This is a genomic window from Halovulum sp. GXIMD14794 (genome assembly GCF_054457455.1).
Genome location: NZ_JBTLNF010000007.1, coordinates 367,323 through 393,787, shown reverse-complemented (window position 1 = coordinate 393,787; position 26,465 = coordinate 367,323). Strand labels below are relative to the sequence as shown.

At 66.9% G+C, this 26,465-nt stretch carries 30 protein-coding genes; 14 read left to right on the top strand and 16 right to left on the bottom strand.

Translation table 11 applies throughout. From position 1 onward, the window contains the following. The 6 genes from ACW9UR_RS19095 to ACW9UR_RS19070 all read right to left on the bottom strand — a co-directional run. The coding region (locus tag ACW9UR_RS19095) for an acetyl-coenzyme A synthetase N-terminal domain-containing protein (protein WP_458918659.1) at positions 1 to 143 on the bottom strand (143 nt) is incomplete at its 3' end. A gap of 133 nt (positions 144 to 276) precedes the next feature. Beyond that, the gene (locus tag ACW9UR_RS19090; protein ID WP_458918646.1) at positions 277 to 1,038 is read right to left on the bottom strand and encodes an ABC transporter ATP-binding protein; all 762 of its coding nucleotides are present in this window, start codon (positions 1,036 to 1,038) and stop codon (positions 277 to 279) included. Beyond that, positions 1,035 to 1,793 carry an ABC transporter ATP-binding protein gene (locus ACW9UR_RS19085; RefSeq protein WP_458918645.1) on the bottom strand — a complete coding sequence of 253 codons (759 nt, stop codon included), beginning with the start codon at positions 1,791 to 1,793 and terminating at the stop codon, positions 1,035 to 1,037. The genes ACW9UR_RS19090 and ACW9UR_RS19085 overlap by 4 nt, the downstream gene beginning before the upstream one ends. A gap of 10 nt (positions 1,794 to 1,803) precedes the next feature. Next, entirely contained in the window at positions 1,804 to 2,979 is a 1,176-nt protein-coding gene (locus ACW9UR_RS19080; protein ID WP_458918644.1) for a branched-chain amino acid ABC transporter permease, read from the bottom strand. 4 nt (positions 2,980 to 2,983) lie between these two features. Further along, complete coding sequence (locus ACW9UR_RS19075; RefSeq protein WP_458918643.1) at positions 2,984 to 4,009, bottom strand: branched-chain amino acid ABC transporter permease; 1,026 nt, start codon at positions 4,007 to 4,009, stop codon at positions 2,984 to 2,986. Between the two features lie 88 nt (positions 4,010 to 4,097). After that, complete coding sequence (locus ACW9UR_RS19070; RefSeq protein ID WP_458918642.1) at positions 4,098 to 5,441, bottom strand: substrate-binding protein; 1,344 nt, start codon at positions 5,439 to 5,441, stop codon at positions 4,098 to 4,100. Between the two features lie 210 nt (positions 5,442 to 5,651). Here ACW9UR_RS19070 and ACW9UR_RS19065 point away from each other — a divergent pair, with 210 nt between their 5' ends. From ACW9UR_RS19065 to ACW9UR_RS19050, 4 genes are all read left to right on the top strand, one after another. Then, positions 5,652 to 6,998, top strand: coding sequence for a short-chain fatty acyl-CoA regulator family protein (locus ACW9UR_RS19065; RefSeq protein ID WP_458918641.1), 1,347 nt, complete (start codon positions 5,652 to 5,654; stop codon positions 6,996 to 6,998). 92 nt (positions 6,999 to 7,090) lie between these two features. Beyond that, entirely contained in the window at positions 7,091 to 7,456 is a 366-nt protein-coding gene (locus tag ACW9UR_RS19060) for a response regulator transcription factor (RefSeq protein ID WP_458918640.1), read from the top strand. Continuing rightward, the gene (locus ACW9UR_RS19055; protein ID WP_458918639.1) at positions 7,453 to 7,740 is read left to right on the top strand and encodes a hypothetical protein; all 288 of its coding nucleotides are present in this window, start codon (positions 7,453 to 7,455) and stop codon (positions 7,738 to 7,740) included. The genes ACW9UR_RS19060 and ACW9UR_RS19055 overlap by 4 nt, the downstream gene beginning before the upstream one ends. A gap of 3 nt (positions 7,741 to 7,743) precedes the next feature. Further along, positions 7,744 to 10,419 carry an ATP-binding protein gene (locus ACW9UR_RS19050; protein WP_458918638.1) on the top strand — a complete coding sequence of 892 codons (2,676 nt, stop codon included), beginning with the start codon at positions 7,744 to 7,746 and terminating at the stop codon, positions 10,417 to 10,419. Here the strand turns inward: ACW9UR_RS19050 and ACW9UR_RS19045 are convergent, their stop codons facing one another. Genes ACW9UR_RS19045 through sseA form a run of 4 tightly spaced genes read right to left on the bottom strand, consistent with a single transcriptional unit; the run spans position 10,420 to position 13,900 of the window. Next, positions 10,420 to 11,325, bottom strand: a complete 906-nt coding sequence (locus ACW9UR_RS19045) for an ornithine cyclodeaminase family protein (protein WP_458918637.1) — start codon at positions 11,323 to 11,325, stop codon at positions 10,420 to 10,422. Positions 11,326 to 11,328: 3 nt separating this feature from the next. Continuing rightward, positions 11,329 to 12,507 carry an amino acid aminotransferase gene (locus ACW9UR_RS19040; RefSeq protein WP_458918636.1) on the bottom strand — a complete coding sequence of 393 codons (1,179 nt, stop codon included), beginning with the start codon at positions 12,505 to 12,507 and terminating at the stop codon, positions 11,329 to 11,331. Next, the gene (locus tag ACW9UR_RS19035; RefSeq protein WP_458918635.1) at positions 12,507 to 13,052 is read right to left on the bottom strand and encodes a GNAT family N-acetyltransferase; all 546 of its coding nucleotides are present in this window, start codon (positions 13,050 to 13,052) and stop codon (positions 12,507 to 12,509) included. The genes ACW9UR_RS19040 and ACW9UR_RS19035 overlap by 1 nt, the downstream gene beginning before the upstream one ends. Continuing rightward, on the bottom strand, positions 13,049 to 13,900 hold the full coding sequence (gene sseA, locus ACW9UR_RS19030; protein ID WP_458918634.1) for a 3-mercaptopyruvate sulfurtransferase: 852 nt from the start codon (positions 13,898 to 13,900) through the stop codon (positions 13,049 to 13,051). The genes ACW9UR_RS19035 and sseA overlap by 4 nt, the downstream gene beginning before the upstream one ends. A gap of 131 nt (positions 13,901 to 14,031) precedes the next feature. On the opposite strand from sseA, the gene ACW9UR_RS19025 reads away from it, so the two are divergent. The 4 genes from ACW9UR_RS19025 to ACW9UR_RS19010 all read left to right on the top strand — a co-directional run bounded on the left by ACW9UR_RS19025 (position 14,032) and on the right by ACW9UR_RS19010 (position 16,793). Next, on the top strand, positions 14,032 to 14,496 hold the full coding sequence (locus tag ACW9UR_RS19025; RefSeq protein ID WP_458918633.1) for a RidA family protein: 465 nt from the start codon (positions 14,032 to 14,034) through the stop codon (positions 14,494 to 14,496). Next, positions 14,489 to 15,253 (top strand): glycerophosphodiester phosphodiesterase family protein, encoded by a 765-nt coding sequence (locus ACW9UR_RS19020; RefSeq protein ID WP_458918632.1) that lies wholly within the window; start codon positions 14,489 to 14,491, stop codon positions 15,251 to 15,253. Before ACW9UR_RS19025 ends, ACW9UR_RS19020 begins: the two co-directional genes overlap by 8 nt. Positions 15,254 to 15,324: 71 nt before the next feature. Beyond that, positions 15,325 to 16,497: a GNAT family N-acetyltransferase gene (locus ACW9UR_RS19015; protein ID WP_458918631.1), complete on the top strand. Its 1,173-nt coding sequence runs from the start codon at positions 15,325 to 15,327 to the stop codon at positions 16,495 to 16,497. A 2-nt stretch (positions 16,498 to 16,499) separates the two neighbouring features. After that, positions 16,500 to 16,793: a 4a-hydroxytetrahydrobiopterin dehydratase gene (locus tag ACW9UR_RS19010; RefSeq protein WP_458918630.1), complete on the top strand. Its 294-nt coding sequence runs from the start codon at positions 16,500 to 16,502 to the stop codon at positions 16,791 to 16,793. Positions 16,794 to 16,796: 3 nt separating this feature from the next. On the opposite strand, the gene ACW9UR_RS19005 is transcribed toward ACW9UR_RS19010, so the two are convergent. Continuing rightward, entirely contained in the window at positions 16,797 to 17,285 is a 489-nt protein-coding gene (locus tag ACW9UR_RS19005) for a redoxin family protein (protein ID WP_458918629.1), read from the bottom strand. Positions 17,286 to 17,375: 90 nt separating this feature from the next. On the opposite strand from ACW9UR_RS19005, the gene ACW9UR_RS19000 reads away from it, so the two are divergent. Beyond that, positions 17,376 to 18,590 carry an NAD(P)/FAD-dependent oxidoreductase gene (locus tag ACW9UR_RS19000; RefSeq protein WP_458918628.1) on the top strand — a complete coding sequence of 405 codons (1,215 nt, stop codon included), beginning with the start codon at positions 17,376 to 17,378 and terminating at the stop codon, positions 18,588 to 18,590. Then, positions 18,590 to 19,150, top strand: a complete 561-nt coding sequence (rsmD, locus tag ACW9UR_RS18995; RefSeq protein WP_458918627.1) for a 16S rRNA (guanine(966)-N(2))-methyltransferase RsmD — start codon at positions 18,590 to 18,592, stop codon at positions 19,148 to 19,150. The genes ACW9UR_RS19000 and rsmD overlap by 1 nt, the downstream gene beginning before the upstream one ends. A 168-nt stretch (positions 19,151 to 19,318) precedes the next feature. Here the strand turns inward: rsmD and ACW9UR_RS18990 are convergent, their stop codons facing one another. Beyond that, complete coding sequence (locus ACW9UR_RS18990) at positions 19,319 to 19,528, bottom strand: hypothetical protein (protein ID WP_458918626.1); 210 nt, start codon at positions 19,526 to 19,528, stop codon at positions 19,319 to 19,321. Positions 19,529 to 19,970: 442 nt separating this feature from the next. Here ACW9UR_RS18990 and ACW9UR_RS18985 point away from each other — a divergent pair, with 442 nt between their 5' ends. Then, positions 19,971 to 20,342 (top strand): YciI family protein, encoded by a 372-nt coding sequence (locus tag ACW9UR_RS18985; protein ID WP_458918625.1) that lies wholly within the window; start codon positions 19,971 to 19,973, stop codon positions 20,340 to 20,342. A gap of 43 nt (positions 20,343 to 20,385) precedes the next feature. Next, complete coding sequence (gene recQ, locus ACW9UR_RS18980; RefSeq protein WP_458918624.1) at positions 20,386 to 22,437, top strand: DNA helicase RecQ; 2,052 nt, start codon at positions 20,386 to 20,388, stop codon at positions 22,435 to 22,437. Positions 22,438 to 22,691: 254 nt separating this feature from the next. On the opposite strand, the gene ACW9UR_RS18975 is transcribed toward recQ, so the two are convergent. Further along, positions 22,692 to 22,934 (bottom strand): glycine zipper 2TM domain-containing protein, encoded by a 243-nt coding sequence (locus ACW9UR_RS18975; RefSeq protein ID WP_458918623.1) that lies wholly within the window; start codon positions 22,932 to 22,934, stop codon positions 22,692 to 22,694. A gap of 159 nt (positions 22,935 to 23,093) precedes the next feature. Continuing rightward, on the bottom strand, positions 23,094 to 23,858 hold the full coding sequence (locus tag ACW9UR_RS18970; RefSeq protein WP_458918622.1) for a L,D-transpeptidase family protein: 765 nt from the start codon (positions 23,856 to 23,858) through the stop codon (positions 23,094 to 23,096). Positions 23,859 to 24,144: 286 nt separating this feature from the next. On the opposite strand from ACW9UR_RS18970, the gene ACW9UR_RS18965 reads away from it, so the two are divergent. Both ACW9UR_RS18965 and ACW9UR_RS18960 read left to right on the top strand, forming a co-directional pair. Then, positions 24,145 to 24,492 (top strand): hypothetical protein, encoded by a 348-nt coding sequence (locus ACW9UR_RS18965; RefSeq protein WP_458918621.1) that lies wholly within the window; start codon positions 24,145 to 24,147, stop codon positions 24,490 to 24,492. A gap of 198 nt (positions 24,493 to 24,690) precedes the next feature. Further along, positions 24,691 to 25,380 carry a prephenate dehydrogenase/arogenate dehydrogenase family protein gene (locus tag ACW9UR_RS18960; RefSeq protein ID WP_458918620.1) on the top strand — a complete coding sequence of 230 codons (690 nt, stop codon included), beginning with the start codon at positions 24,691 to 24,693 and terminating at the stop codon, positions 25,378 to 25,380. 9 nt (positions 25,381 to 25,389) lie between these two features. Here the strand turns inward: ACW9UR_RS18960 and ACW9UR_RS18955 are convergent, their stop codons facing one another. Both ACW9UR_RS18955 and ACW9UR_RS18950 read right to left on the bottom strand, forming a co-directional pair. Beyond that, on the bottom strand, positions 25,390 to 25,719 hold the full coding sequence (locus tag ACW9UR_RS18955) for an L-rhamnose mutarotase (protein ID WP_458918619.1): 330 nt from the start codon (positions 25,717 to 25,719) through the stop codon (positions 25,390 to 25,392). Between the two features lie 77 nt (positions 25,720 to 25,796). Continuing rightward, positions 25,797 to 26,447, bottom strand: a complete 651-nt coding sequence (locus tag ACW9UR_RS18950; protein WP_458918618.1) for a DUF924 family protein — start codon at positions 26,445 to 26,447, stop codon at positions 25,797 to 25,799. Positions 26,448 to 26,465: the final 18 nt, after the last annotated feature.

Here is a 26,465-nt window from a genome sequence, read left to right as displayed (position 1 = left end):
AACGACGTGTTCTTGACCACCGAATACGGCTCGATCCAGTCCAGCCGCTTCCCCTGCTCCCCCCAGAACCCCGAAGGGTCCGAAACCGACGAAGCGTACATCTGCTCGTACGTCGCGGCGTCAGCATGAGCGGTCGCCACCATTTTTTCGGGTGGCTGCACAATATGTTCGGTCATTTCTCCCCTCACGAAATCTTTGCCGCCGGCGAGCCGGCGGCGCTTGAATTTTCGTCAGTGTCGCGCGCGGCGCGGGCGGACGCAACCCGCCCGAACGCGGTCAGATCGCCAAGTATTCCTCGCGGAGCTGCTCGTCCTGAAGCACCTCCTCGGCGGTGCCGTCGAACACCACCTGACCCATGTCCAGGATCACCGCGCGATCGGCCAGTTTCAGCGCCGCGATGGCGTTCTGCTCGACGATGATCGTGGTGATGCCCAGCTGCTTGATCTCGCGCAGGGTGCGCTCGATTTCCTGCACGATCACCGGCGCAAGACCTTCGTAGGGTTCATCCAGAAGCAGCAGTTTCACGTCGCGCGCCAGCGCTCGGCCGATGGCAAGCATCTGCTGCTCGCCGCCCGAGAGGGTCACGCCCTCTTGTTTGCGGCGCTCGCCGAGGCGGGGGAACAGCTCGTAGATCCGCTGGATCGACCAGCCGATGGGCGGGGCGATCTGGGCCAGTTGCAGGTTCTCCTCGACGGTCAGGCCCGGGATGATGCGCCGGTCCTCGGGCACTAGCGCGATACCGTGCGCCGCGGCCTGGTGCGACTTCATGCTGTGCACCGGCTTGTGGTCCAGCCAGATCTCGCCCCGGGTCAGCGCCGGCTCGTCGACCCGCGCGATGGCGCGCAGGGTCGAGGTCTTGCCGGCGCCGTTGCGGCCCAGCAGCGCCAGGATCTCGCCCTCGTGGATGTTGAAGCTGATGTCCTGCACGATGTAGCTCTCGCCGTAATAGGCCTCGAGCGAGTGCGCCTGGAAATAGGCCGGCTCCTGGCGGGGGACATGGCCCTCGCGGGCGCGGCTGAAATCGGCTTCCGTGCTCATACCTGCGCCTCCCCAAGGTAAGCTTCGCGGACCTTCGGATGGCCCTTGATGTTTTCCGGCGCGTCCTCGACCAGGACGGTGCCCTGCGCCAGCACACTGATCTTGTCGGCAAGGCTGAACACCACGTGCATGTCGTGTTCTATGACGACCTTGGTGATGCCCCGCGTCTCGCCGATGTGCTTGAGCAGGTCGATCGTCCGGTTGGTATCGGCGCGCGCCATACCAGCGGTCGGCTCGTCCAGCAGCAGCAGTTTCGGATCCTGCACGAGGCACATCGCCATCTCGAGCCGCCGCTTGTCGCCGCGCGACAGTTCCGAGGCGATCATACCCCGCTTGTCGCCCATCCCGACGTCCTCCAGCGTGTGCTCGGCATGGTCGCGGATCTCGGCCTCGTTCGCGACGCTGGCGAACGGGTTCAGCTTGTAGGACCCGTCCCTGTGCGCGAAGGCCGGGATCATCACGTTCTCCAGCACCGTGAGGTCGGTGAAGATCTCGGGTGTCTGGAACACGCGGCTCACGCCGGTCTGGTTGATCTGGTGCGGCTTGATGCCCAGCAGGCTCTGTCCGTTGAACATGACCGAGCCGGTGTCCGGCACCAGCCGCCCGACGAAGCAGTTGAGCAGTGTCGACTTGCCCGCGCCGTTCGGGCCGATGATCGCGTGGACCTTGCCCTCCTCGACGTCGAGATTGACGTTGTTCAGGGCCTGCAGGCCGCCGAAGCGCTTGTTGACGTTCTGTACTTCCAGGATTCCCATCGTCGCGCTCCTATTCCGCAGCCTGCGGGGCCGAGGCCATCTTGTCGTCGTCGCGCCGGCCTCTGCCGAACAGGCCCAGCAGCCGCTGCGCGCCCTGCATCAGCCCGCCAGGCAGGAAGATGACGACCAGCATGAACAGCACGCCCAGCGTCAGGTGCCAGCCCGAGCCCACGAACGGGTGGACCAGCGTGACCATGATGCTCGACGCCCAGTCGGGCAGGAACGAGAACCAGCTTTCCAGCACATTGTCGTTGATCTTCGACAGGATGTTCTCGAAGTACTTGATGAAGCCCGCGCCCAGCACCGGACCCAGCAGGGTGCCCGCACCGCCGAGGATCACCATGAGCACCACCTCGCCCGAGGCCGTCCACTGCATCCGTTCGGCGCCCGCCAGCGGGTCCATCGAGGCCAGCAGCGCCCCGGCGAGCCCGGCGTACATGCCCGAGATCACGAAGGCCGTCAGCGTGTACGGCTTGGTGTTGACGCCGGTGTAGTTCAGCCGGTTCTGGTTGGTCTTCACCGCCCGCAGCATCATGCCGAAAGGCGAGCGGAAGATCCGCATCGAGACGTAGAACGCCGCCAGCATGATGAGCGCGCAGACGTAGTAGCCGTACGAGAACTGCAACTCGAAGCCGAAGATGGTCGGGTTCCAGAAGACCTCGCGCATCTCCAGTCCGAACAGCGTCGTCACGGGCAGCGAACCGGTGGTGTTCGCGCCGTCCAGCACCCGCGGGTCCGAAAGCAGGATCTGCAGCCCGGTCTCGCCGTTGGTGATCGGCGTCAGAACCGAGTAGGCCAGGTTGTAGCTCATCTGCGCGAAGGCCAGGGTCAGGATCGAGAAGTAGATCCCCGAGCGCCGCAGGCTGACGAAGCCGATGACCAGCGCGAACAGGCCCGAGATGATGACGCCGAGGATGATCGCCGGTATGATGTTCATGCTCAGCAGCTTGAACATCCATACCGCCGAGTAGGACCCGACCCCCAGGAAGGCCGCGTGGCCGAAGGACAGGTAGCCGGTCAGGCCGAACAGGATGTTGAAGCCGATCGCAAAGATCCCGTAGATCGCGAAGCGCTGCATCAGGTCCGGGTAGCCGGCGCCGAAGGGCGCCAGGATCAGCGGCGCGGCCAGCGCCACCAGCGCCACGGCGATCAGAAGCAGACGGTCGTGCTGTTTGGTACTGGTCATTGTCTTACTCCATCACGCCCTTGCGGCCCATCAGACCCCGCGGACGGGTCAGCAGGATCACCACGGCGACAAGGTAGATGATGATCTGGTCGATGCCGGGGATGATCGCCTTGACCTCGTTCATCGCCGAGAAGGACTGCAGGATGCCCAGCAGGAAGCCCGCCGCGACCGCGCCCGGGATCGAGCCCATGCCGCCGACGACGACCACGACGAAGCAGAGCACCAGGAAGTCCATGCCCATGTGATAGTCGGGGCTGACGATCGGCGCGTACATCACCCCGGCAAGGCCGGTGACGATGGCCGCCAACCCGAACATCGCGGTGAACCGCTTGTCGATGTCGATACCCAGAAGGCCCACGGTCTCGCGGTCGGCCATGCCGGCACGGACGACCATGCCGAAGGTCGTGTAGTTCAGGAACAGAAGGATCCCGCCGATCACGATGGCGGCGAACAGGAAATAGACGAAACGCCAGATCGGATAGACCAGCTGGTTGGCCTCGAAGCCCAGGTAGACGCCGATGTCCATCGCCCCGCGCAGCGCGTCCGGCGCCGGCTGCGGGATCGGGTTGGCGCCGAAGATCGCCTTGATGATCTCCTGAAAGACGATGGCAAGGCCGAAGGTTACCAGGATCTGGTCGGCATGCGGGCGCTTGTAGAAGTGCTTGATCAGACCCCGCTCCATCACCACGCCGACGATCAGCATGACCGGGATCGCCAGCAGGATGGACAGCGGCACCGAGAAGTTGATCAGCGTCGAGCCGAAGTCTCCGAACCAGGCCTCGACATAGGGCGTCTCCACCTTCAGCGGATTGCCCAGGAAGTCCTTGCGTTCGGGATCGACGGTCACCATCGACAGGTTCAGCAGACGGTTCATGACCACGGCGCAGAACGCCCCGATCATGAACAGCGCGCCATGCGCGAAGTTGACGACCCCGAGCGTGCCGAAAATCAGCGTCAAGCCCAGCGCGATCATCGCGTAGGCACTGCCCTTGTCGAGCCCGTTCAGAATCTGAAGCAGGATGGCTTCCATCGTTCTCTTCCCTCGAGAATCCGGTGGCCGCAGGCGGCCGGATGGCCCGCCGCACATGGGGGATGCGGCGGGCCGGATCAGGCGCCGATCAGGCGCCCGGGTTGCAGGCGCCCAGATCGCCGCCCGCGAAGTCCGGGTGATCCGGGGCGTACATGACCTTCTCGGTCGGGGTGACGTCCACGACTTCCAGAAGGTCGTACTGGCTCTCGGGGTTGTCCTTACCCTTCACGACGAGGACCGGCTTGAAGCACTGGTGGTCCTCGGCGCGGTATAGGGTCGGGCCATTGCCCAGCCCGTCGAACTCGTAGCCCTCGAGGGCTTCGACGACGGCGCAGGGGTCGAACGAACCGGCGCGCTGCACGGCGTCCGCATAGAGCAGCGTCTGGCAATAGCAGGTGTGCGCCGCCTGGCTCGGCGGGAAGCCGTACTTGGTGCCGAAGGACTGCACGAAGGCCTGGCTGCCCTCGTCCTGCAGCGACCAGTGCCAGTTGGTCGACCCGAAGATGCCCTTCACGTTCTCGCCCGCACCCTGCGCCATCAGGCGCGAGTAGAGCGGCACGACAACGACGAAGTCCTTGCCGTTGACTTGGCGGTCACGCATCCCGAACTGCACGGCCTGCGTCAGCGAGTTGACCATGTCGCGGCCGTAGTGGTTCAGGATCAGCACGTCCGCGTCCGACTGCAGAACCGGAGTCAGGTACTGCGAGTAGTCGGCAGCGCCCAGCGGCGTGCGTACGGCGGCGACGGTGTCCCAGCCGATCGCCTCGGTGTAGGTCTTCATCGAGCCTTCCTGGCTCCAGCCCCAGGTGTAGTCGGCAGTCAGGTGATAGGCCTTGCGGTCGGTCCCGTAGTTCGACTCGAGGATCGGGCCCAGCGCAGCGCCGGACATCTCGGTGTTGAAGAAGTGACGGAAACCGTTGCGCTTCTTGTCCTTGCCGGTGGTGTCGTTCGAGTGGGTCAGACCCGCCATGAAGATGACGCCCGCCTCCTGGCAGAGACCCTGCACGGCGATCGCGACACCCGAGGACGAGCCGCCGGTGATCATGATCGCGCCGTCCTTCTGGATCATCGACTGCGCCGAGGCACGGGCCGCGTCCGACTTGGTCTGCGTGTCGCCGGTGACGTAATCGACCTTCTTGCCCAGAATCCCGGTCCCGTCCAATGCCTTGGAGCTGAAGGTCTGCAGCATGCCGCCGTCACCGCCACCGTTCAGATGCTCGACGGCCAGCTCGTAGGCGCGCAGCTCATCCGCACCCTCATCTGCGTAGGCGCCGGTCTGGGGCACGTTGAAGCCCAGGATCACGTTGCTGCCGGTCGGCTCGTTGGTGAACGCGCGCGCGCTGCTGGTGAAGATCGTCGGCATCGCCAGACCCGCGCCCAGCACGGCACCCGACTTAAGCAGCCCGCGGCGGTTGAGTTTGTTACCAGACATTCGTTTCCTCCCGAGGAATATGTGCCGCATTTGACGGCTTGGGGGCATTACAGCCCGTGGGTCATTATTGGGGGCATTGGTCAATCCGACAATAAATCATTGCAAATACTATATTTTTCAGTAAATATTTTGCTATGTTGCGACGCAAACCTGTCAAGATGTTTACCTTGCACCGCAGTAAGAACCTGTCCCCGCAAAGGATTTTCGCGAATGCCCACCTCCCTTGCCGGTAGCCGGATCCGTGAAGCGCGCCGCCGCGCGGGTGTCACGCAGGCCGCGCTGGCGGCGAAGGCGGGAATCTCTGCCTCCTATCTGAACCTGATCGAGCACAACCGCCGCCGCATCGGCGGCCGCGTCCTCAACGCCATCGCCGAGGCGCTGGGCACCCGTCCGTCCGAACTGTCCGAGGGCGGTTTCCCGACCATGATCGCGGACCTGCAGGCCGCCGTCGCCGCACATCCCGGCGCCCCCGCCGACGCCGACACCGCCGAAGCGCTGGCCGGCCGTTTCCCCGGCTGGGCGGACTTCCTGCTGCAGCTCGAACGCCAGACCCGCGACCAGCACGGCATCATCATGGCCCTGTCGGACCGGCTGACCCACGATCCGTTCCTGTCCGAGAACGTGCACGCGATGCTCAGCCACATCACGGCGATCCGCTCGACCGCCGGGATCCTCAGCACGGTGGACAATATCCCCGTCCCACAACAGCGCCGCTTCCACGAAAGCCTCGACGCCGAAAGCGTCCGCCTGTCCGAAACGGCGCAGGCGCTGGCGAACTACCTCGGCGCTGCGGCGCGCGGGCGCGAAAGCGCCGCCACCGCCGAAGAGGTGCTCGACCACTTCCTGCACCGACACGGGCACCGGTTCGACGCGCTGGACCGCGAGGCCGAGACCGCCGCCGACCTGCCCGAGGCGGTGGCCGCCCAGCGCCTCGCAGATCTGGTCGAGGACGTCATGACCGCCGAGGCCGCAGACCTGCCCGCCACCGCGCGCAGCCTGATCCGCGCGCACCTGATGGCTTATGCCCGCGACGCCCGCGCCATGCCGCTCCGCGCCTTCGCCGAGACCGGACGTGAGACCGCCTGGAACCCGCAGGCACTGGCCCGCGCCTACAGACAGGAGATCATCGCCGTCTTCCGCCGCCTCGCGGTGCTGCGCCGCCCATGGATCGAGGTCCCCGCCTTCGGGCTGATCGTCGTCACCGCCTCCGGCTATCCGTTGCTGCGCCGGCCGCTGTCGGACTTCGCCCTGCCCCGGCACGGCAACGCCTGCACGCTCTGGCCACTCTTTCAGGCTTTCGCCCGGCCAGGCATCCTGCTGATGGACCGGATCGAGCACGACACCGGGCAGCCCTTCGTGACCCTCAGCCACGCCGCGCCCCGCCGCCCCGCCGCGCTGGGCGAAACTCCGGACATGGCAGCCGCCATGCTGATCGTCGCCGAGCGCGAGTCGCCCTTTGAGGGTCCGAGCCACCCCGCGCGCGAGGTCGGCACCAGTTGCCCGATCTGCACCCGCAGCGACTGCCCTGCCCGGGCGCAGCCTCAGTTGCTGTCTTGAGCCAGCGCACGATTATGTCGTGACAGTCGCGCCGCGCTGTCATTAAGATCGCCGCACAACAGGCGGCAGAGATCGCCGGGACGGGAGGAAACGTGACCCGACGGGTTCTGATAGTCGAGGATGAACCGAACATCGCTGACGCGCTGCGCTTTCTGCTCACGCGCGAGGGGTTTGACGTGTCCGTGGAAAGCGACGGCGCCAAGGCGCTCGACCGTCTGCAGGCTGTCGCCGCAGATCTGGTGATCCTGGACGTGATGCTGCCGAACCGCAGCGGCTTCGACATCCTGCGCGACCTGCGATCGGGCGGCCGGTCCGCGCCGCCGGTGCTGATGCTGACCGCCAAGGGCCAGGCACAGGACCGCCAGACCGCCGAGGCGCTGGGCGTCACTGCGTTCATGACCAAGCCCTTCTCGAACGCCGAGGTGATCGAGACCGTCCGCGACCTGGCCGGCGCATGAAACCGGCCGAGCCCATCGACCTGGCCGAGCGCGCCCTGATCCGCCGCAAGCGCGAGGATGCGGCGCTGGCCGTCCCGGCGCTGGGCCTGCTGCTGCTGGTCTCGCCCGTGCTCAACATCTTCGCAGGCGGTGGCATGATACTCGGCCTGCCCGCCGCGTATGTCTGGATCTTCGCAGTCTGGACCGGGCTGGTGCTGATGACCTTCGGTCTGGCACGGCGGATCCAGGCTGCCGACGACCGGAACGCGCCGGACAGCGGGGGCCACCCGGAAGCGGAGGGCTGAGCCATGCTCTCGATCAACGCGCTGATCGCCGTCTGCCTCGCCTACACCTTCGCCCTGTTCGGTATCGCCTTCTGGGCCGAGCGTCATGCCCGCCGGGGTCGCCACGGCTGGCTGCGCTCACCGGTGGTCTATACGCTGTCGCTATCAGTCTACTGCACCGCCTGGACCTTCTACGGCGCGGTCGGCTCGGCGGCGCGGAACGGGCTGGAATACGTCACCATCTACCTCGGCCCGTCGCTGGTGATGTTCGGCTGGTACTTCCTGCTGCGCAAGCTGGTCCGCATCGGCCGAGCGCAGCGGATCACCTCGATCGCCGACCTCATCTCCTCGCGCTATGGTAAAAGCGGCTCGCTGGGCGTGATCGTGACCCTGCTGGCCGTGACCGGCTGCACGCCTTACATCGCGCTGCAACTGCAGTCGATGACACTGAGCATGTCGGTACTCGCGGGCACGGCGATCTCGGTCCCGGTGATGGGCCTGTCCTTCGCCGTCGGCCTCGCAGTCTTCGCAATCCTCTTCGGCACCCGCACCATCGACGCGAACGAGCAGCACTTCGGCGTCGTCTCGGCCATCGCGGTCGAGGCCGTGGTCAAGCTCGTCGCCCTGGTCTGCGTCGGCGCGTTCGTGGTCTGGGGCCTGAACGGAGGCCCGGCGGATGTCTTCGCCCAGCTTCCCCCCACCGCCCAGACCGAGGCGATCTTCGCCCCCCGCTGGGTGACACTGACCTTCCTCTCGGCCACCGCCGTCATCTGCCTGCCCCGCATGTTCCAGGTTATGATCGTCGAGAACGCGGACGAGCGGCACCTGAGCACCGCCGCCTGGGCCTTCCCGACCTACATGCTGCTGATCTCGCTCTTCGTGCTGCCGATCGCGATCACCGGTCAGGCGGTGCTGCCGGTCGGCGCGAACCCGGACCTCTACGTGCTGACGGTACCGCTCAGCCAGGGCCAACCGTGGCTGACGCTGCTGTCTTTCCTCGGCGGCTTCTCGGCGGCGACCTCGATGGTGATCGTCTCGGCCATCGCCCTCTCGACGATGATCTCGAACCACATCGTCGTGCCGGTCTGGCTGTCCCTCGACCGCGAGCGCACGCAGACCAGCGGCGACGTGCGGCAGGTGGTGCTGACCGCCCGCCGGATCTCGATCGCGGTGATCGTGGGGCTGGGGTATCTCTACTTCACGCTTACCGGCGGCACGGCGGCGCTGGCCTCCATCGGCCTGATCTCCTTCGCGGGCGTGGCGCAGGTCCTGCCCAGCCTGATCGGCGGCATCTACTGGCGCGGCGCGAACCGCTCCGGAGCACTGGCGGGCATTTGCCTCGGCTTTGCGATCTGGGGCTACACGCTGTTCCTTCCCAGTTTCGAGGGCAGCTTCCTGCTGACCGAAAGCGTCATCGCCAACGGCCCCTTCGGCATCGCCGCACTGCGCCCGTACGCACTGTTCGGCCTGCCCTCCGACGATCCGCTGGTGCACTCGGTCTTCTGGTCGATGTCGCTCAACGCGCTGGCCTTCATCGCCGTTTCGCTGCTGACTGCGCCCCGTCCGCTGGAACGCGTGCAGGGCGCCCAGTTCGTCGATGTCTTCCGACAGTCCGGCGCCCCGGTGATCGGCCGCTCCGCCACGTCCGAGGACCTGTTCACACTGGCGCAGCGGATTCTCGGCACCAACACCGCGCACAAGCTGTTCGCCGACGCCGCGCAGAACCAGGGCAAGCCCGCCGGCCTGCCCGACGCCGACGAGGGGCTGATCGCACGGGTCGAGCGGGAGCTCACCGGCTCGGTCGGCGCGGCCTCGGCGCATGCCATGGTCAGCCAGATCACCCGCGGCGGGCAGATTTCGGTGGATGAGCTGCTGCGCATGGCAGACGAGACCGCGCAGATCGTCGAGTACAGCCAGGAACTTGAACGCCAGTCGCAGGAACTCGCCCGCACGGCGACAGAACTGCGCATAGCCAACGACCGCCTGCGCGAGCTCAGCGCCCAGAAGGACGCCTTCCTCAGCCAGGTCAGCCACGAGCTGCGCACGCCGATGACCTCGATCCGGTCCTTCGCCGAGATCCTTCGCGACCAGGAGGGGCTGGAGCAGGCCGACGTGCAGCGCTTCGTGAAGATCATCCACGAGGAAAGCCAGCGTCTGACCCGCCTGCTGGACGAGATCCTCGACCTCAGCTTCCTCGAAAGCGGCCAGGTTCGCCTGAAACTCGAGGCGCTGACGCTGGGCGACGTGGTACAGAGCGCCGAGACCTCGACCGAAGGGCTGCGCCAGACCCTCGGCGTCGGCCTGACCGTGGAGCCGGACCACATGGACGCTCGCGTCGCCGCCGATTTCGACCGGCTGGCACAGGTGCTCATCAACCTGATTTCGAATGCGGTGAAATACGGAAAGTCCGACGCTCCGCACATCACTCTGCGCGCCGAGGCAGACGAGGACCGGGTCTATGTCGACGTGATCGACAACGGCCCGGGCATCCCCCGCGCCGACTGGGGCCGCGTGTTCGAGAAGTTTTCGCGCCTCGAGGACATGACCCTGGCGGGCAGCGCGGGCCTCGGCCTGCCGATCAGCCGCGAGATCATGCGCAACCTCGGTGGAGACCTCACCCTGATGCCTTGCGACACCGGCGCCCGCTTCCGCCTGTCGCTGCTTCGCGCCGCCGCAGAAGGCCGTCAGGCAGCGGAGTAATCAGCCGAGTGCAGCCAGAATGTAGCGCCCGGTCATCAGGTCCAGGTGCGCGCCGCCGCCATTCTTGAACAGCGTGATGTCGGCGTCGCTTTCGCGGCCGGCCTGCCCCGCGACCAGCTGGTACAGGTCACCCAGCACGTCGCCCCGGCTGATCGTGCCCTCGGCCAGCGGGATCTTCAGCTCGCCGATGTGATCCAGCGTGGTCTCGCGGCTGTCGACGAAGATCCGCGCGCGGCGCAGCGCCTCGTCGTCAGCTTCGCGCATATCCTTGGTGAACGCGCCGATCAGGTCGACATGCTGACCGGGCCGCAGCCATTCGCCTTTCAGCACCGGCGTCTTCGCCATCGTGCAGCAGGCGACGATATCGGCCTGCGGCACCGCCGCCGCCAGATCTTCGGCCACCTGCAGCCCCAACTCCTCCGCCAGCGCCCGCGCCTTGTCGGCCGAGCGGTTCCAGATCGTGATCGCGATCCCCGGAAAGCCCGCCCGGTACGCCTCGACCAGCGAGCGCGCCACCGCGCCCGCCCCGACGATCAGCAGGCGGCTGGCATCCTTGCGCGCCAACAGCCGCGCGCCCAGCAGGCTGTCGCCCGCCGTCTTCCACTTGGTCACCAGGGCGCTGTCGATCACCGCTTCAAGCTGGCCGGTCCGGTCCTCGAACAGCAGCATCGCACCGTTCACGCTGGGCAGACCCTGCGCCGGGTTGCCGGGCAGTACGGTGACGGATTTGACCGCCACACCCTGCCCGTCGATCCAGGCAGCGCGGGACAGCAGCGTGTCGCCGCCGCGCGTCAGGAACTGGTCGCCCAGCTTGGCCTCTGGCCCGCGATGCCCGTCGGCCAGCGCCTCGGAAAGGGCCAGCCAGTCCAGCCGGCCCTCGGCGTCCTTCGCGGTGATGACCCGCAAGGCTCAGCCCTTGGCGATCGCGGCGGCCAGCTCGTCCAGGCGGTCGGCGGGCAGACCCGCGACGTTGAACCGGCTATCGCCCACCAGATAGATGCCGGTCTCCTCGCGCAGCTTCTTCACCTGCTCGGGCGGCAGGCCCAAACGGCTGAACATGCCGCGATGCTCGGCCACGAAGTCGAACGTGTCCGAGTTCGTCGCCTTGCGCAGCGCGTCGGCCAGCGACTTGCGCAGGTCCAGCATCCGCAGACGCATTTCCTCAAGCTCTGCCTGCCAGTCGGCGCGCAGTTCGGGGTCATTCAGGATGATCTCGACCACCTTCGCGCCGTGATCCGGCGGAAACGAGAAGTTCACCCGGTTCAGCTTCGACACCGCGCCCTTCACCAGCTCGGCGGTCTTGGCGTCCTCGCATAGCACCAGCGCCAGCCCGACGCGGTCGCGATACAGCCCGAAGTTCTTCGAGCAGCTCGCCGCCATCAGCATCTGCGGCACTTTGGCCGCCAGGCCGCGCACGCCCGCGGCGTCGGCCTCCAGTCCGTCGCCGAAGCCCTGGTAGGCGAAATCGATGAACGGGATCGCGCCGCTGCGCACGAACAGCTCGGTCAGCGCCTCCCACTGGGCGGCGTCGAGGTTCGCCCCGGTCGGGTTGTGGCAGCAGCCGTGGACGATGACGACATCATCCGGGCCGATACCCTTCAGGTCCTCCATCATGCCGTCGAAATCGACGCCGCCGGTGGCCTCGTCGAAATAACGGTAGGTGCCCGCATCCAGACCGAGGTGCTTCACCATCGCGGGGTGGTTCGGCCAGGTCGGGTCCGAGTACCAGACCGTCGCGCCGGGCCGGGCCATCTTGACCAGCTCCAGCAGCTGCCGGATCGCGCCGGTGCCACCGGGGCACTGCGCGCCCACGGTGCGCTCGGCCGGAACCGCGTCCGCCAACACCAGTTCGCGCATCGCGTCGACGAATCCAAGGTCACCCAGCAGCCCCTGGTAGGCCTTGGTCGGCTGCTGCTCGACCAAGCGCTTCTCGGCGGCCTTCACCGCGCGCATCACCGGGGTGGCGCCCTTGGTGTCCTTGTAGACGCCGACGCCCAGGTCGACCTTGTCCTCGCGGGGGTCGGCCTTGTAGAGCGCCATCAGCTCCATGATCTTGTCGGCGGGCTGCGGAGTCAGGTCTTTCAGCATCATCTGTCCTGTTCGGCTATGGCGCGGGTCTTCACCGCCTGCGCCACGGGGGTGAACCCGCAGCTCTGGTAAAGTCCCAGCGCACGGGGGTGGTCGAGCGTGCAGGTCTCGACCGTCAGTTTTCGGGTGCCGGGCCGGTCCCAGCCCAGATGGATCGCAGTCTTCAGCAGGTACTTGCCCATGCCGGTGCCGACCGCCTCGGGGACCAGCCCGAAATAGGCGATCTCGCACTCGGCGGGCCTGGTTCCGTCCAGCACGAAGAACCCGGCAGGCCACCCCTCGCGCATCAGCGAGTAGAGCACCACGTTCGGGTCCTGGATCCAGGCGCGCACCTCGTCCGGGTCCTGTTCCAGCCGGTCTGTCCAGTGATACTCCCGCCCCACGGCGGAGTAGAGCGACAGGAAGTACCACAGCGGCGGCTTCTCGGCGGCGATCAGCGCCGAGGGCGGGCCCAGCGGCAGGCTTGGCCGTGCATAGGAGGGCCGCTCGCCCATCTCCAGATAGGTGATCGTAACCTCGACCTCGCGGCTTGGCTCGGCGCTCATCCCGTCTCGACCTTCAGGTCGTTGTAGAGGCCCCATTCGGACCACGACCCGTCATAAAGTGCGTGCTGCTTGTGGCCGATCCGCTCCAGCGCAAGGCTCAGGATCGCCGCGGTGACACCCGAGCCGCAGCTGGTGATCACGGGCTGCGACAGGTCCACGCCGGCCGCCTCGAAGATGCCGCGCAGCGCGCCCGGCTCCTTCATGGTGCCGTCGCCGTTCAGCAGATCCTTGTAATAGACATTCTTCGAGCCCGGAATATGCCCCGAGCGTAGGCCCGGACGGACCTCCTTCTCGGCACCGCTGAACCGACCCGGCGAGCGCGCATCGACGATCTGCCAGTCGCCCAGCTTCGCCGCCGCCGCGACCTGCGTCACGTCCTTCACCAGCCCCGCATCGCGGCGCGCGGTGAAGTGGCGGTCGCGCACCACGGGGGCCTCGGTCTCGATCTTGCGCCCCTCGGACAGCCATTTCGGCAGGCCGCCATCCAGAACCGCCACGTCGGTCTTGCCGAACAGGCGGAACAGCCACCAGACGCGGGCCGCACTGAACAGGCCGGCGCCGTCGTAGACCACGACCTTGTGCCCGTCGCCGATGCCCATGGCGCGCATCCGGCTGATGAACTTCTCGACCGGCGGCGCCATGTGCGGCAGCGTCGACTTGGCGTCGGAAATCTCGTCGATGTCGAAGTAGCGCGCGCCGGGGATATGCTGCTTGTCGTACTCGGCACGGCCATCGCGGCCCTCGGCGGGCAGATACCAGCTTGCGTCCAGGATACGCACGTCCGGCGCCCCCAAATGACGCTCCAGCCAGTCGGTCGAGACCAGAAGCTGCGGGTCGCTGTCGGGCATGAGAAAAACCTCCCTCGGACGGGTCCTTCGCGGGGATACAGCCGCCATTCCGGCAATGCAAGCGGACGGCGTGCTTGATCGCCCTCCGGCTTGGTCTATGGTCGCGGCGAATTCACGGATCGGAGGATTCCATGACCGGCAAGATCGACGCCCGCCTGGCCGACCTGGGCATCACCCTGCCCGAGGCCCCTGCCCCCGCAGCCGCCTATGTCCCCTACATCGTCAGCGGGGACCACGTGTTCGTGTCGGGCCAGATCTCGATGGACGCCGACGGGCTGCGCACCGGCAAGGTCGGCGACGGCGTGACGGTCGAACAGGCGCAGGAAAGCGCCCGGTGCTGCGCGCTGGCATTGCTGGCGCAGCTGAAGAACGCGGCCGGGGGCGATCTGGACCGGGTCGCGCAGGTCGTGAAGCTGACCGGCTTTGTCAACGCGGCGCCCGACTTCACCGACCACCCCGAAGTGATCAACGGCGCGTCCCACCTGATGGCCGAGGTGTTCGGCGACAAGGGCCAGCACGCGCGCGCCGCCGTTGGCTCCAGCTCGCTGCCTCGCAATGTGCAGGTCGAGATCGAAGGGATCTTCCGTCTTGCCTGAACTGGCTCCCGACTTCCTCACCACGCCCATCGCCCACCGCGGCCTGCATGACCGGGCCGCCGGGCGGATCGAGAATTCTGCCGCCGCCGTCGAGGCCGCCGTGGCCGAGGGATTCGGGGTCGAGATCGACATCCAGCCCAGCGCCGACGGCGTGGCGATGGTGTTCCACGACTACACGCTCGACCGCCTGACCGACCACACCGGCCCGGTCCGCAATCGCACCGCCGACGAACTGGCCGCCATCGCCATAGATCCTATCGGCGCGGGCGTCCCGACTCTGGCGCAGGTACTGGACCTGGTCGCCGGCCGCGTACCCCTGCTGATCGAGGTCAAGGACCAGAGCGGCGATTTGGGCCCCGAAGCCATTGGCCCGCTGGAAGAGGCCGTCGCCTCGGTCCTGCGCGACTATCGCGGCCCGCTGGCGGTGATGTCGTTCAATCCCGAGAGCGTCGCCGCCTTCGCCAGCCTGCTGCCCGAGGTGCCGCGCGGCCTGACCTGCGATGCATTCGACCACGACGAATGGTCAGCCGTGCCGGCCCAGCGCCGCGCGCATCTGGCCGAGATCGCGGACTACGACCGCACAGGGTCGTCCTTCATCTCCTGCGGGCGGACCGCGCTCGACCGCGCGCCGGTCCACGCGCTCAAGGCCAAGGGCGTGCCGGTGCTGACCTGGACGATCCGCGACGCCGAGCAGGACGTCACCGCGCGCAAGATTGCCGACAACGTGACGTTCGAGGGCTATACTCCCGCGCATTGACCTGCGCCCGTCGGCCCCCAAGTTATGAAGGGACGCGGCCGCGCGTCCCCTCGACACTTCCGACAGGACCCATGGACGACTCCGCCCAGATCCAGATCACCGTGCTCTCCGGGCTGGACCAGATCGCGCCCGAGGACTGGGACGCCTGCGCCAACCCCGATGGCGGCTGGCCGCTGGACCCGTTCACGACGCATCGCGTGCTGTCTGCCTTCGAGGAGTCCGGCTCGGTGGGCCGCGGCACCGGCTGGCAGGCAAGGCACCTCGTCGCCCGGATCGAGGGCGAGGTGATCGCCGTGATGCCGCTCTACGCCAAGGGGCACAGCCAGGGCGAATATGTCTTCGACCATAGTTGGGCCCACGCCTTTGAGCGCGCAGGCGGACGCTACTACCCCAAGCTTCAAGGCGCGGTGCCGTTTACCCCAGCCACGGGCCGCCGGTTCCTGACGCGCCCGGGCATGGAAAGCACCGGCATGGCCGCGCTGATGCAGGGCGCCATCCAGTTGGCCGACCAGCACGACCTGTCTTCGGTCCACGTCACCTTCTGCACCGGCGAAGAGGCCGAGCTGGCCGAGGCGATGGGGTTGATGCACCGCACCGGGCAGCAGTTCCACTGGATGAACCGCGACTACGCCGATTTCGACGCCTTCCTCGCCGACCTCTCGTCCCGCAAGCGCAAGACGATCCGCAAGGAGCGCCGCACCGCGCAGGCCTTCGGCGGCACGATCCGCCAGATCACCGGCGACCAGTTCGAACCCGAGCACTGGGACGCGTTCTGGGCCTTTTACCAGGACACCGGCGCGCGCAAATGGGGCACACCCTATCTGACGCGCGACTTCTTCCGCATCGCGCACGACCGCTTCCCCGAGCTGATGATGATGGTCGTGGCCGAGGACGCGGGCCGCCCCGTCGCAGGCGCACTGAACTTCATCGGGCGCGAAACGCTCTATGGCCGCTACTGGGGTTGCCTCGAAGACCACCCCTGCCTGCATTTCGAGGCCTGCTACTACCAGGCGATCGACTATGCCATCGCCCACCGCATGGCGCGGGTCGAGGCAGGCGCTCAGGGCGAGCACAAACTGGCACGCGGCTACCTGCCGGTCCCCACCCATTCGCTGCACTGGATCGCCGACGCCGGATTCGCCCGTGCGGTTCAGGAATTCCTCGACGCCGAACGCGCCGCGGTAGACGAGGAAATCGAGGTGCTGACCAGCTACGGCCCGTTCCGCAAGGTACAGGAGGAATGACCATGACCCCGCTCACCGACGCCCAGCGCCGCGAGATGCTGGACCCGCTGCTGGCCAATGGCTGGGAGAAGGTCGAAGGCCGCGACGCGATCCGCAAGACCTTCAAGTTCAAGGACTTCTCCAGCGCCTTCGGCTGGATGACGGCCATCGCGATCGTGGCCGACAAGGCCGACCACCACCCGGAATGGAGCAATATCTACAACCGGGTGATGGTCCTGCTGACCACCCACGACGCGAAAGGCCTGACCGAGCGCGACGTGAAGCTGGCGCAAGCGATGGACGCCCGCGCCGGCTGAGCCTCAGAGCTTCGCGAGCACCGCCGTGCCGCCTGTCATGTCGCAGGTGCCCCGGCCCTCCTCGACGTCCAGCTCGGTCACGGTGCCGTCGTCCACGATCGCCGCATAGCGGACCGAACGGTTGATCAGCCCGGTCTGCGGCGCGGTGAACGTCAGTCCCATCGCGCTGCTGAACTTGGCCTCAGGATCGGCCAGCATCAGGATCCCTGCATCCGCCGCACCGTTGCTCTCGGCCCAGGCGGTCAGCACGAACGGATCGTTCACGGTGATGATCGCGACCGTTTCCACGCCCTTGGCGCGAATATCGTCCATGGCGTCTACGATTGACGGCACATGCAACGCCGAGCAGGTCCGCGTGAACGCGCCCGGCATCCCGAAGATCACGGTGCGGCCCTTGCCGAACGCCTGTCCGGTGGTGACCTCCTCGGGCCCCTCCGCGCCTAGCGTGAGAAAGGTGGCCTCGGGCAGGCTGTCTCCGACGCTGATGCTCATGGATGATCCTTTTCGGTTGGAAACGTTTCCTACTGCGGCATATAGCTTGGCCTCGCGAAAACACAGGGGCATCGAAGGGGGGTAACAATCATGTCAGGCATCGTAGTCGTCGGCGCGGGCCAGGCCGGCGCCACCCTGGTCGAGAACCTGCGCAAGGGCGGTTACACCGGCCCGCTGACCCTTGTCGGCGCCGAGCCGCACCCGCCCTACCAGCGCCCGCCCCTGTCCAAGAAGTACCTGCTGGGCGAGATGGCGCTGGAGCGCCTGTTCCTGCGCCCGCTGTCCTTCTACGAGGATCAGGACATCACCCTGCGCCTGAACACCCGGGTCGAGGGCATCGACCGCGACGCGCAGCAGCTGCACCTCGCCGATGGCGGTACCCTGCCCTATGACAAGCTGGCGCTGACGCTCGGCTCCAGGCCGCGCCACCTGCCCGCCCGGATCGGCGGCGATCTGGATGGCGTCTATACCGTCCGCGACCTCGCCGACATCGACCGCATGTCCCCCGAGTTCACCGAAGGCGCCCACGTATTGATCGTCGGCGGCGGCTACATCGGGCTGGAGGCCGCCGCGGTCGCCGCCGCCAAGGGTCTGAAGGTCACGCTGATCGAGATGGCCGACCGCATCCTCGCCCGCGTCGCCGCCCCCGAGACCGCCGATTTCTTCCGCGAACTGCACAGCTCCCACGGCGTCGAGATCCGCGAGGGCATCGGCCTCGAGCACCTTACCGGAGAGGGGCGCGTCACGCAGGCCAAGCTGACCGACGGCAGCACGCTCGACGTCGATTTCGTGATTGCCGGTATCGGCATCGAGCCCGAGACCTGGCTGGCCGAGGCCGCCGGTCTGGCCATCGGCAACGGCATCACCGTCGACGCCCACGGCCGCACCTCGGACCCGGCGATCTACGCCGCCGGAGACTGCACCTGCTTCCCCCACGGCGACGGGCGGCTGCGCCTCGAATCCGTGCCCAACGCCATCGACCAGGCCGAAGCGGTGGCGCAGGCCATGCTCGGCAAGCCCTCGGGCTACACGGCGAAACCGTGGTTCTGGTCGGACCAGTACGACGTGACGCTCCAGATTGCCGGGCTGAACCAGGGCTACGACCGTATCGTGACCCGCCCCGGGTCGCGCCCCGGCGGGCAGTCGATCTGGTACTTCAAGGGCGACCGGCTGCTGGCCGTCGACGCGATGAACGAGCCGCGCGCCTACATGCTGGGCCGCCGCTGGATCGAGGCCGGAGTCTCGCCCGACCCGGCAGCCATCGCCGACCCCGCATCCGATCTCAAGAAGATGGCCACCGCCTGATGCGGATCATCGGCGGCAAGTTTCGCGGCACTGCGCTCGCCAGCGTCGGCAAGGGCGACCCCTCGGCGCATCTGCGGCCCACGACCGACCGGGTGCGCGAAAGCCTGTTCAACCTGCTCGCTCACGGCGACTATCCGGACATCGAGGGCGCACGCGTGCTCGACCTGTTCGCAGGGACCGGCGCACTGGGCTTCGAGGCCCTCTCGCGCGGCGCCGAGCGCGTGCTTTTCGTCGACGAGGGCGCCAAGGCCCGCGCCCTCATCCGAGAGAACATCGACCGCCTGCGCGTGATCGGCCAGACCAAGCTCTACCGCCGCGACGCCACCCGCCTGGGCGAGAACCACGGCACGCCCTATACCCTGATCTTCCTGGACCCGCCCTACGGCAAGGGCTTGGGTGAACGCGCCCTCACCTCGGCCCGCGCAGGCAACTGGGTCGCCCCCGGCGCGCTGATCGTCTGGGAGGAAGGCGGCGAGGTGACCCCGCCCGACCGGCTGAACCTGCTGGACGAACGCGCCTACGGCGACACGACGATCCGGCTGCTGGTGGCGGAAGGATAGCGCTAAAAGGAAAGGCCCCGCCGAAGCGGGGTCTGGATGACACTGCGGACGGCTTGCGATTAACCCTCCACAGAGTCCACCCGATGGTGGACTTGAATGCCAGAGCTACCGGCAACAGCATGGACTTACCGGGCAGCGAGGGGCGGTGCCCCGCCCCCCACCAATCTATCAGCGCTTAAGGTATTGTTTGGCCTCTTCAAGAGAGCAGGGCGGGACTTCCGAAAATCGTTTGCCCGTCCGGATCTCGGACACTCGGCCTTGATTGATCGCGCCCAACTCGGCTGCAATCTGCGCATTCGTCAGACTTGTACCGTTGAGCAGAGCTTTGATTACAGAAGCCATTTCGGCGGTGACAGAAGGCGTATTCGGCGTGGACATAATAAGTCTCCAATTGCCGTTGAACTTTCGACAACCCGCTGTCAGAGTCTGAAACGCTAGTGCTCTGAGCGGATCACCGTCTCTTTGCCTTTCGGCTGGGTCAGGATTGGTGCCTGACCCAGCTAAAACGGTAGCTAACTCATCAAATTGTTCAAACGGAAAAAGGAGCGCTGACCGCAAGATATAGTGGTCAACCATTTCCCCTCGAATCTCAACGCCTTAGGCGGAAGGTATAGACCAGGAAATGCCTAGACCCTGTTCTCTAATCACTTTTAGTGAGCTCCGAATCAAGTCAAAAGGAGAACAACAATGACATGCGATTCGGTGACCACCACCACATTTTGTGGAGTAAAATGCCAAATCTCTTGTTGGCCGACTGTCGGCCCTTCCCCTCCCCATCCGTCTTCATCACAGTAGACCCGAAACCCGAGGGAGGGACGACATGCGTGTCATGGTATTTGTGAAGGCGACGAAGGACAGCGAGGACGGTATTCTGCCGTCGAAAGAGCTGATCGAAGCGATGGGCAAGTTCAACGAAGAACTGGTCGCCGCCGGGATCATGCAGGCGGGCGATGGGCTCAAGCCCTCGGCGCAGGGCAAGCGGGTGGCCTTCGACGGAGACGGGCGCACCGTGATCGACGGCCCCTTTGCCGAGACCAAGGAGCTGGTCGCCGGTTACTGGCTGTGGGAGGTCAAGGACATGGACGAGGCCGTCGCCTGGGTCAAACGCTGCCCCAACCCGATGCCCGGCCCCTCCGAGATCGAGATCCGCCCGCTCTACGAGATGGAGGATTTCGCCGAAGTCTTCGCCTGACGGGCGCTGGCGCGGCGCGTCCGGTTGCGCTAACAGACGTGCCATGCAGGACACCGCCGCGCTCCTTTCCTCCGTCTTCGGCTATGACAGCTTCCGCCCCGGCCAGCAGGACATCGTCCAGGCCGTGTGCGAGGGCCGTGACGTGCTGGCCATCATGCCCACGGGCGGCGGGAAAAGCCTGTGTTATCAATTACCTGCCCTGGCACGGGATGGCGTCACCCTGGTCGTCAGCCCGCTGATCGCGCTGATGCGCGACCAGGTCCGCGCGCTGCGCGAGGCGGGGGTGGCGGCGGGGGCTCTTACCTCGGCCTCGGACGCCGAGGAGACCGAAGAGATCTTCCAGGCGCTCGACGATGGCAGGCTGAAACTGCTCTACATGGCGCCCGAGCGTCTGACCCGCGCCGGAACCGCCCGGCTGCTGGAGCGGGTAAAGCCCACGATGATCGCGGTGGACGAGGCCCATTGCGTCAGCCAGTGGGGCCATGATTTCCGGCCCGACTACCTTGAAATAGGCAAGCTCCGCGAGCGGCTGGGCGTCCAGATTACCGCCTTCACCGCGACCGCCGACGAGGAAACCCGCGACGAGATATGCAAGCGGCTGTTCGGCGCGCCCCCGCAGGTGTTCCTGAGGGGCTTCGACCGTCCGAACCTGCACCTCGCCTTCCGGCCCAAGGACAAGCCGCGCGAGCAATTGCTGCGCTTCGTGGATGCCCGCAAGGGGCAGTCGGGGATCGTCTACTGCGCTTCCCGCGCGCGGACGGAGACGCTGGCCGACGCGCTGAACAAGGCGGGGCATACGGCGCTGGCCTATCACGCGGGGATGGATCCGGACGCCCGCCGGCTGGCCGAGACCCGGTTTCAGCGTGAGGACGGGCTGATCGTCTGCGCCACCGTGGCCTTCGGCATGGGCGTCGACAAGCCGGACATCCGCTATGTCGTGCACGCCGACCTGCCAAAGTCGATCGAGGCCTACTACCAGGAGATCGGCCGCGCGGGCCGGGACGGCGATCCGGCCGAGACGCTGACCCTCTACGGTCCCGACGATATCCGGCTGCGCCGCGCGCAGGTGGACGAAAGCCTCGCCCCGCCCGAGCGGAAGGAGGCCGACCATTCGCGGCTCAACGCCCTGCTGGGCCTGGCCGAGACGCCCTTCTGCCGCCGCAAGGCGTTGCTGTCCTATTTCGGCGAGAACCCCGAGGACGACTGCGACGGCTGCGATATCTGCGACGAGAAGCCCGAGACGCACGATGCCTCGGTCGCCGCGCAGAAGGCCTTCTCGGCAGTGCTACGGACGGGCGAGAGCTTTGGCGCGGGGCACCTGATCGACATTCTGCGCGGTGTGAAGACCCAGAAGGTGATCGACCGGGGGCATGACCGGCTGCCGACCTTCGGCGTCGGGCAGGAGTTCTCCAAGGGCGAGTGGCAGGTGATCTTCCGGCAGCTGATGGGGCTGGATCACCTGAGACCGGATTCGACGCGTCACGGGGCGCTGCGGCTGACCGAAAAGGCCCGGCCCCTGTTGCGCGGTGAAACCCAGCTGATGCTGCGCAAGGATGCGATGCTGCGCGCCGCCGGGCCGTCGCGGCCGCAGGCCAAGGCGATGGTGGACGAGGAGGACGCGCCGCTGTTCGCCGCGCTGAAGGCCAAGCGGCGCGAGTTGGCCGAAGAGGCCAAGGTCCCCGCCTATGTCGTCTTCCCCGACCGCACCCTGATCGAGATGGCAGCGCGGCGGCCGACCTCGCTGGATGAAATGCGGGGCGTGCCGGGCGTGGGCGAGAAGAAGCTGGAGCGCTATGGCGCGATCTTCCTCGAGGTCATCACCGGCGAGGCCCCGGACCCGCAGCACCCGGCGCGGCGCAAGATGAACGGCGCGGCGGCGGGCGCGGTGTTCGACCGGCTGAAGGAGGCTCAGGCCGGGCTTGTGCGGGGCGAGAGCGGGCTGGAAACCTTCCTCGAATGCAGCAACGGCACGCTGGCGCGGATCGCCGCTGCCCATCCGAGGGACGAGGTGGCGCTGGCCGCCGTACCCGGCATGACCGACAAGAAGGCCGCCCGGTTCGGCCCGGCCTTCCTGGCGGTGTTGGCGGAAGAGTGACAGCGCCAGCCTGGCATCGTGAAAATTGGGGATTTCATCGTGAAAACCCCCTTAAGCCTATGAAATATATCGTGAAAAGAGTCTGAATACTTCGTAAACGGCGTTTTTTGCGCCTTTCCCGAAGACAGGTCCCTACGCAAACGCCCCCGCGCAGGTCTTTGCGCGGAGGCGTTCGACATCTCCAACGTGCCCGGGTGCGCCGGGCAGTCCGTCAGCGCGCGACCCGAGGAGTCACGCCACGCGTCGGGCGTGGATCAGTACCGGCAGGCCGGCTGGTTGGGACCGCCGCACGTCGGCTGGTTGGCCCCGACCTGAGCGCCGATGGCCGCACCCGCGAGGGTTGCCGCGGTGTTACCGCTGCCCGAGCCGAACTGGTTGCCGATCGCTGCGCCGGCAAGCGCGCCCGTCGCGGCGTTGACGTTCTGGTTGTCGGAACACCCAGACAGAGCGGCAACCGCGAGTACGACGGCCGCAAGGGATCCAAGCTTCCTGATCATGATCCACCTCATGTTTTTTGGTTCTCGACAAATTCTAGGGCCGGCCGCCTGAATCGCAACCGAATATCTCTCGCATCGCAGGAGCACGGCCGGGTTCCGCCCGGAGTTTACGGCCTCGCCACGGAGTTTAGGCCCAGCGCCCGCCGGATGTCCCACCCATCAGGCCGGAGTGCAGCCGCCGCCGGGTTTCGCGCCAGGATCCTTTCCCGCCGTGCCGATGACGCCCAGTTCGGTCGCATCCGGTCCGCCGCCGAGACCGTAGATGTCCGGATGACGCAGCACGCTGCCATCGGCTGCGGGGAAAACTCTGAGGTATCGGATCAGCACCGGAACCTTGCGCGTGGCGACGGAGCGCGTCGGCGGCGTCTGGGCCTCTGCCAGCACCCAGGCTTCGTCCTGCTCCAGTAGCCAGGCGATCAGCGCCTGCCATTCCTGGACACGGATGCAGCCGTGCGAGAAGGCCCGGCGCTCGCGCGCGAAAAGCTGCCTCTGGTTCGTGTCATGCAGGTATTCGAGCATCCCGGGCTCCAGAGCGACGGCGGCCAGCCCCATCGGGTTGTTCCTGCCCGGGGGATAGATGCCGTCGGCGACTTCTCCGCTGGCGACCATCTCGGGTGTCGGCCGCCACGAGGGACGGAACAGCACCCGCGTCGTGTAGGTGTCCACGATCGGGGTCGGATCCGCCGGGCGGCCAACGATGATGCGGCTGCGCAGGACCGGCTCGCCGTCCTCGAACGCGATCAGCTCGTAGGCCGGCACGTTGACCAGGATCGCCGGCCCGGTCGGCAGGTCGAGCGGGATGTTCAGCGCGTCGAGCCGGGCCTGGAACTCGGACGTCGCGCGCGCCTGCGTCCCCGGCGCCCTACCCGGCCCGCAGGCGGAGACAAGGGCGACAATCCAGATCAGGGCCAGCAGGCGGAACATGGTCTGTCGTCTCTCCTCTCATCGTCCGCAGCCCTTTGGGAACCGACGGTTTCCCCATTCCTGCACGGGCACAGGGCCAGAATAAGACGCCGGGACCTCTCCGGGTAGCGTGTTCGCACGGGCGCTGGTCGCAACTACCGGCATGACCGACATAAAGGCCGCGCGGTTTGGCCCGGCGTTCTTGACCATGATGGCAGAGCGCTTACACCGGTGGCCGACCACGATGGAGATCGGGCATTTCACCCGGATTCCCTCTTAAACATCTGAAACATAAAGTGGATACAACGTGACAATCTCATCGACGGCGAGACTCGGGGCTGTCGCAGCCCTGTCCGTTGTCGCTTCGGCAGCCCCTGCGGACAGCTGGGCCGAGCGGAAATGCGCACTCTACGAGGCCGCGTTCGCGGACGCGCTGAACATGCAGGGCACCGCCGGAATCGGCGACGAGTTCCTGCGCCTCAACGACGATTTCATCGGCTCGGGCTGCGCCACGCAGGGCCATGTCTGCCCGCATTCGGCCGAAGAGCACGCGCTGGCGGACATGCTGACCCTGATGACCATGAACGAGGGGATGGCCAGCACCTTCGTCCCGTTCGGCTGCAAGCCCGTGCCGGAGGCCACCGACGCGGACTAGAAACCTTGCATGGCGCGGGGCAAGGCGCTATCTGCGGCCCATGACCCGGATGCACGCCATTTTTGCCTGCTATTATCCGCTGCGCCCATACGCAGCGGACCGGTCGTGATCTGACACCATCCATCCACCGCTGCCCGCCAGCGGTTGGACATGATGAACCCCCCTGCCCCTGGCGCGCCCCATTTCGGGATTTTCGCCATGACAGGACAACCGACCATCGGGATCTTCGGCCTCGGCGCCTTCGGGCGGCTGGTCGCCACGCGGCTTGCGCCGTTCGCTCAGGTGCTGGGGCATGACCCGTGCGCCGAACCGCCCGCCTGCGTGACCCCTGCCCCCGAGGCGCGCGTCGCCGCCTGCGATATCGTGATCCTCGCCGTGCCGGTGCAGCGCCTCGCCGACTGCCTGCACCGGATCGCCCCGCATCTGCGGCCCGGCGCGCTGGTGATCGATGTCGCCTCGGTCAAGGTAGAGCCGCTGGGCCTGATGGCGCAGATCCTGCCTGCGCATGTGCAGATCCTCGGCACGCACCCGATGTTCGGCCCGCAGAGCGTGGATCAGCCGGACCTGACCTGCGTTCTGTGCCCGGTGCGCGGGACCGGCTGGCGGCGCGTCGCGGCCTTCCTGCGCCGCTCGGGCCTGCGCGTGGTGGTGACCAGCGCCGAGGCGCATGACCGCGAGGCCGCCGTTTCGCAGGGCCTGACGCACCTGCTGGCCCGCGCCTTCCTGGGCCGCGCCCGCCCCGCGATCACGACGCGCAGCTTCGAGGCGATGCTGGCGGCGTTCGAGATGGTGGCGCAGGACACGCCCGAACTGTTCGAGGCGATCACCGCGCGCAACGTCCACGTGGCGGAGGCGCGGGAGTGGCTGGTGGGGGAACTGGGTGGCTAGCGTGCGCAGTCAGTCCAGATGGAACACCTCGTCCATCTTCGCCCACCATTCACCCTCGGCGCGGGATTCGAGCGGTTGCTGTTTCGGGCCGCAGAGTTTCCACCAGTCCTGGGTGACGGGGTCGGCGGCGATGCTGGCCGCGTCGGCCTCGAAGTCGTCGCCGGTGTATTCCCAGTAGCCGAACAGCAGGTTTTCCGGCTGGCGCAGGAAGATCGAGTAGTTCGAGATGTTCGATTTCTTCAGCCGCTCCAGCACCTGCGGCCAGACGTCGGCGTGCAGCGCGACGTAGCTGTCGATTTCCTCGGGCTTGAGCCCGATCACCATTCCCATGCGCTGCATCGCGGCACGTCCCCCGGTCTTATGAACATGTGTGCGGCGCGGAGTGTCGGCTTGCCGACGCGATCTGTCCAGCCGCCTCAGGCGTCGCCGGCGGCCGGTTCGACCTTGCGGACATGGGGGAAGTCGCCGGTGGCGATATAGGCTTCCTCGTCGGGCGAGGACGGGCGGCCGAGGATCGGATTGCGGTGCGGGTGGCGGCCGAAGCGCTCGACGATGCCGCGCACCCGGTCGATCTGGCGCAGGAACCCTTCGCCCATGTCCTCGAGCGGGGGCTGAAGCCGGGCGGCGATGTCCTCGGTCAAACGGCGCGAGAGGTCCAGCCGCGCCAGGTGGTCCGGTCCCTCGCAATGGCCGAGCGCGATGACGTAGAACGCCTGCTCCCACGGCGCGAGCCCGTCGTAGTGGCCGTTTTCGAGGCCCTCCAGCACCAGCCGGTTCGCCTTGATGTCCTGCGAGAACGCGGCCGGGGTGTCGCGCCAGAGCGAGCGCGGAAACTGGTCGAGCGCGATCAGAAGGGCCAACCGCCCGCGCTGGGTCCCGGCCCATTGATCGAGTTGGCATGTCGCGGCGGCGCGGGTCAGCCCGGCGAAGCGCTCGATGATGACGGCGTCCATGCCGCCCTGCATCCGCTCGTCCCAAAACGCCCCGTGGCGCTGGCGGTCCGTCCAGTGGCCGTTGTCAGGAAACCAGAGGTCGAGGACCTGTTGCGGCTCGTACTCCGAGACCATGACGCCTCCTACTAGAAC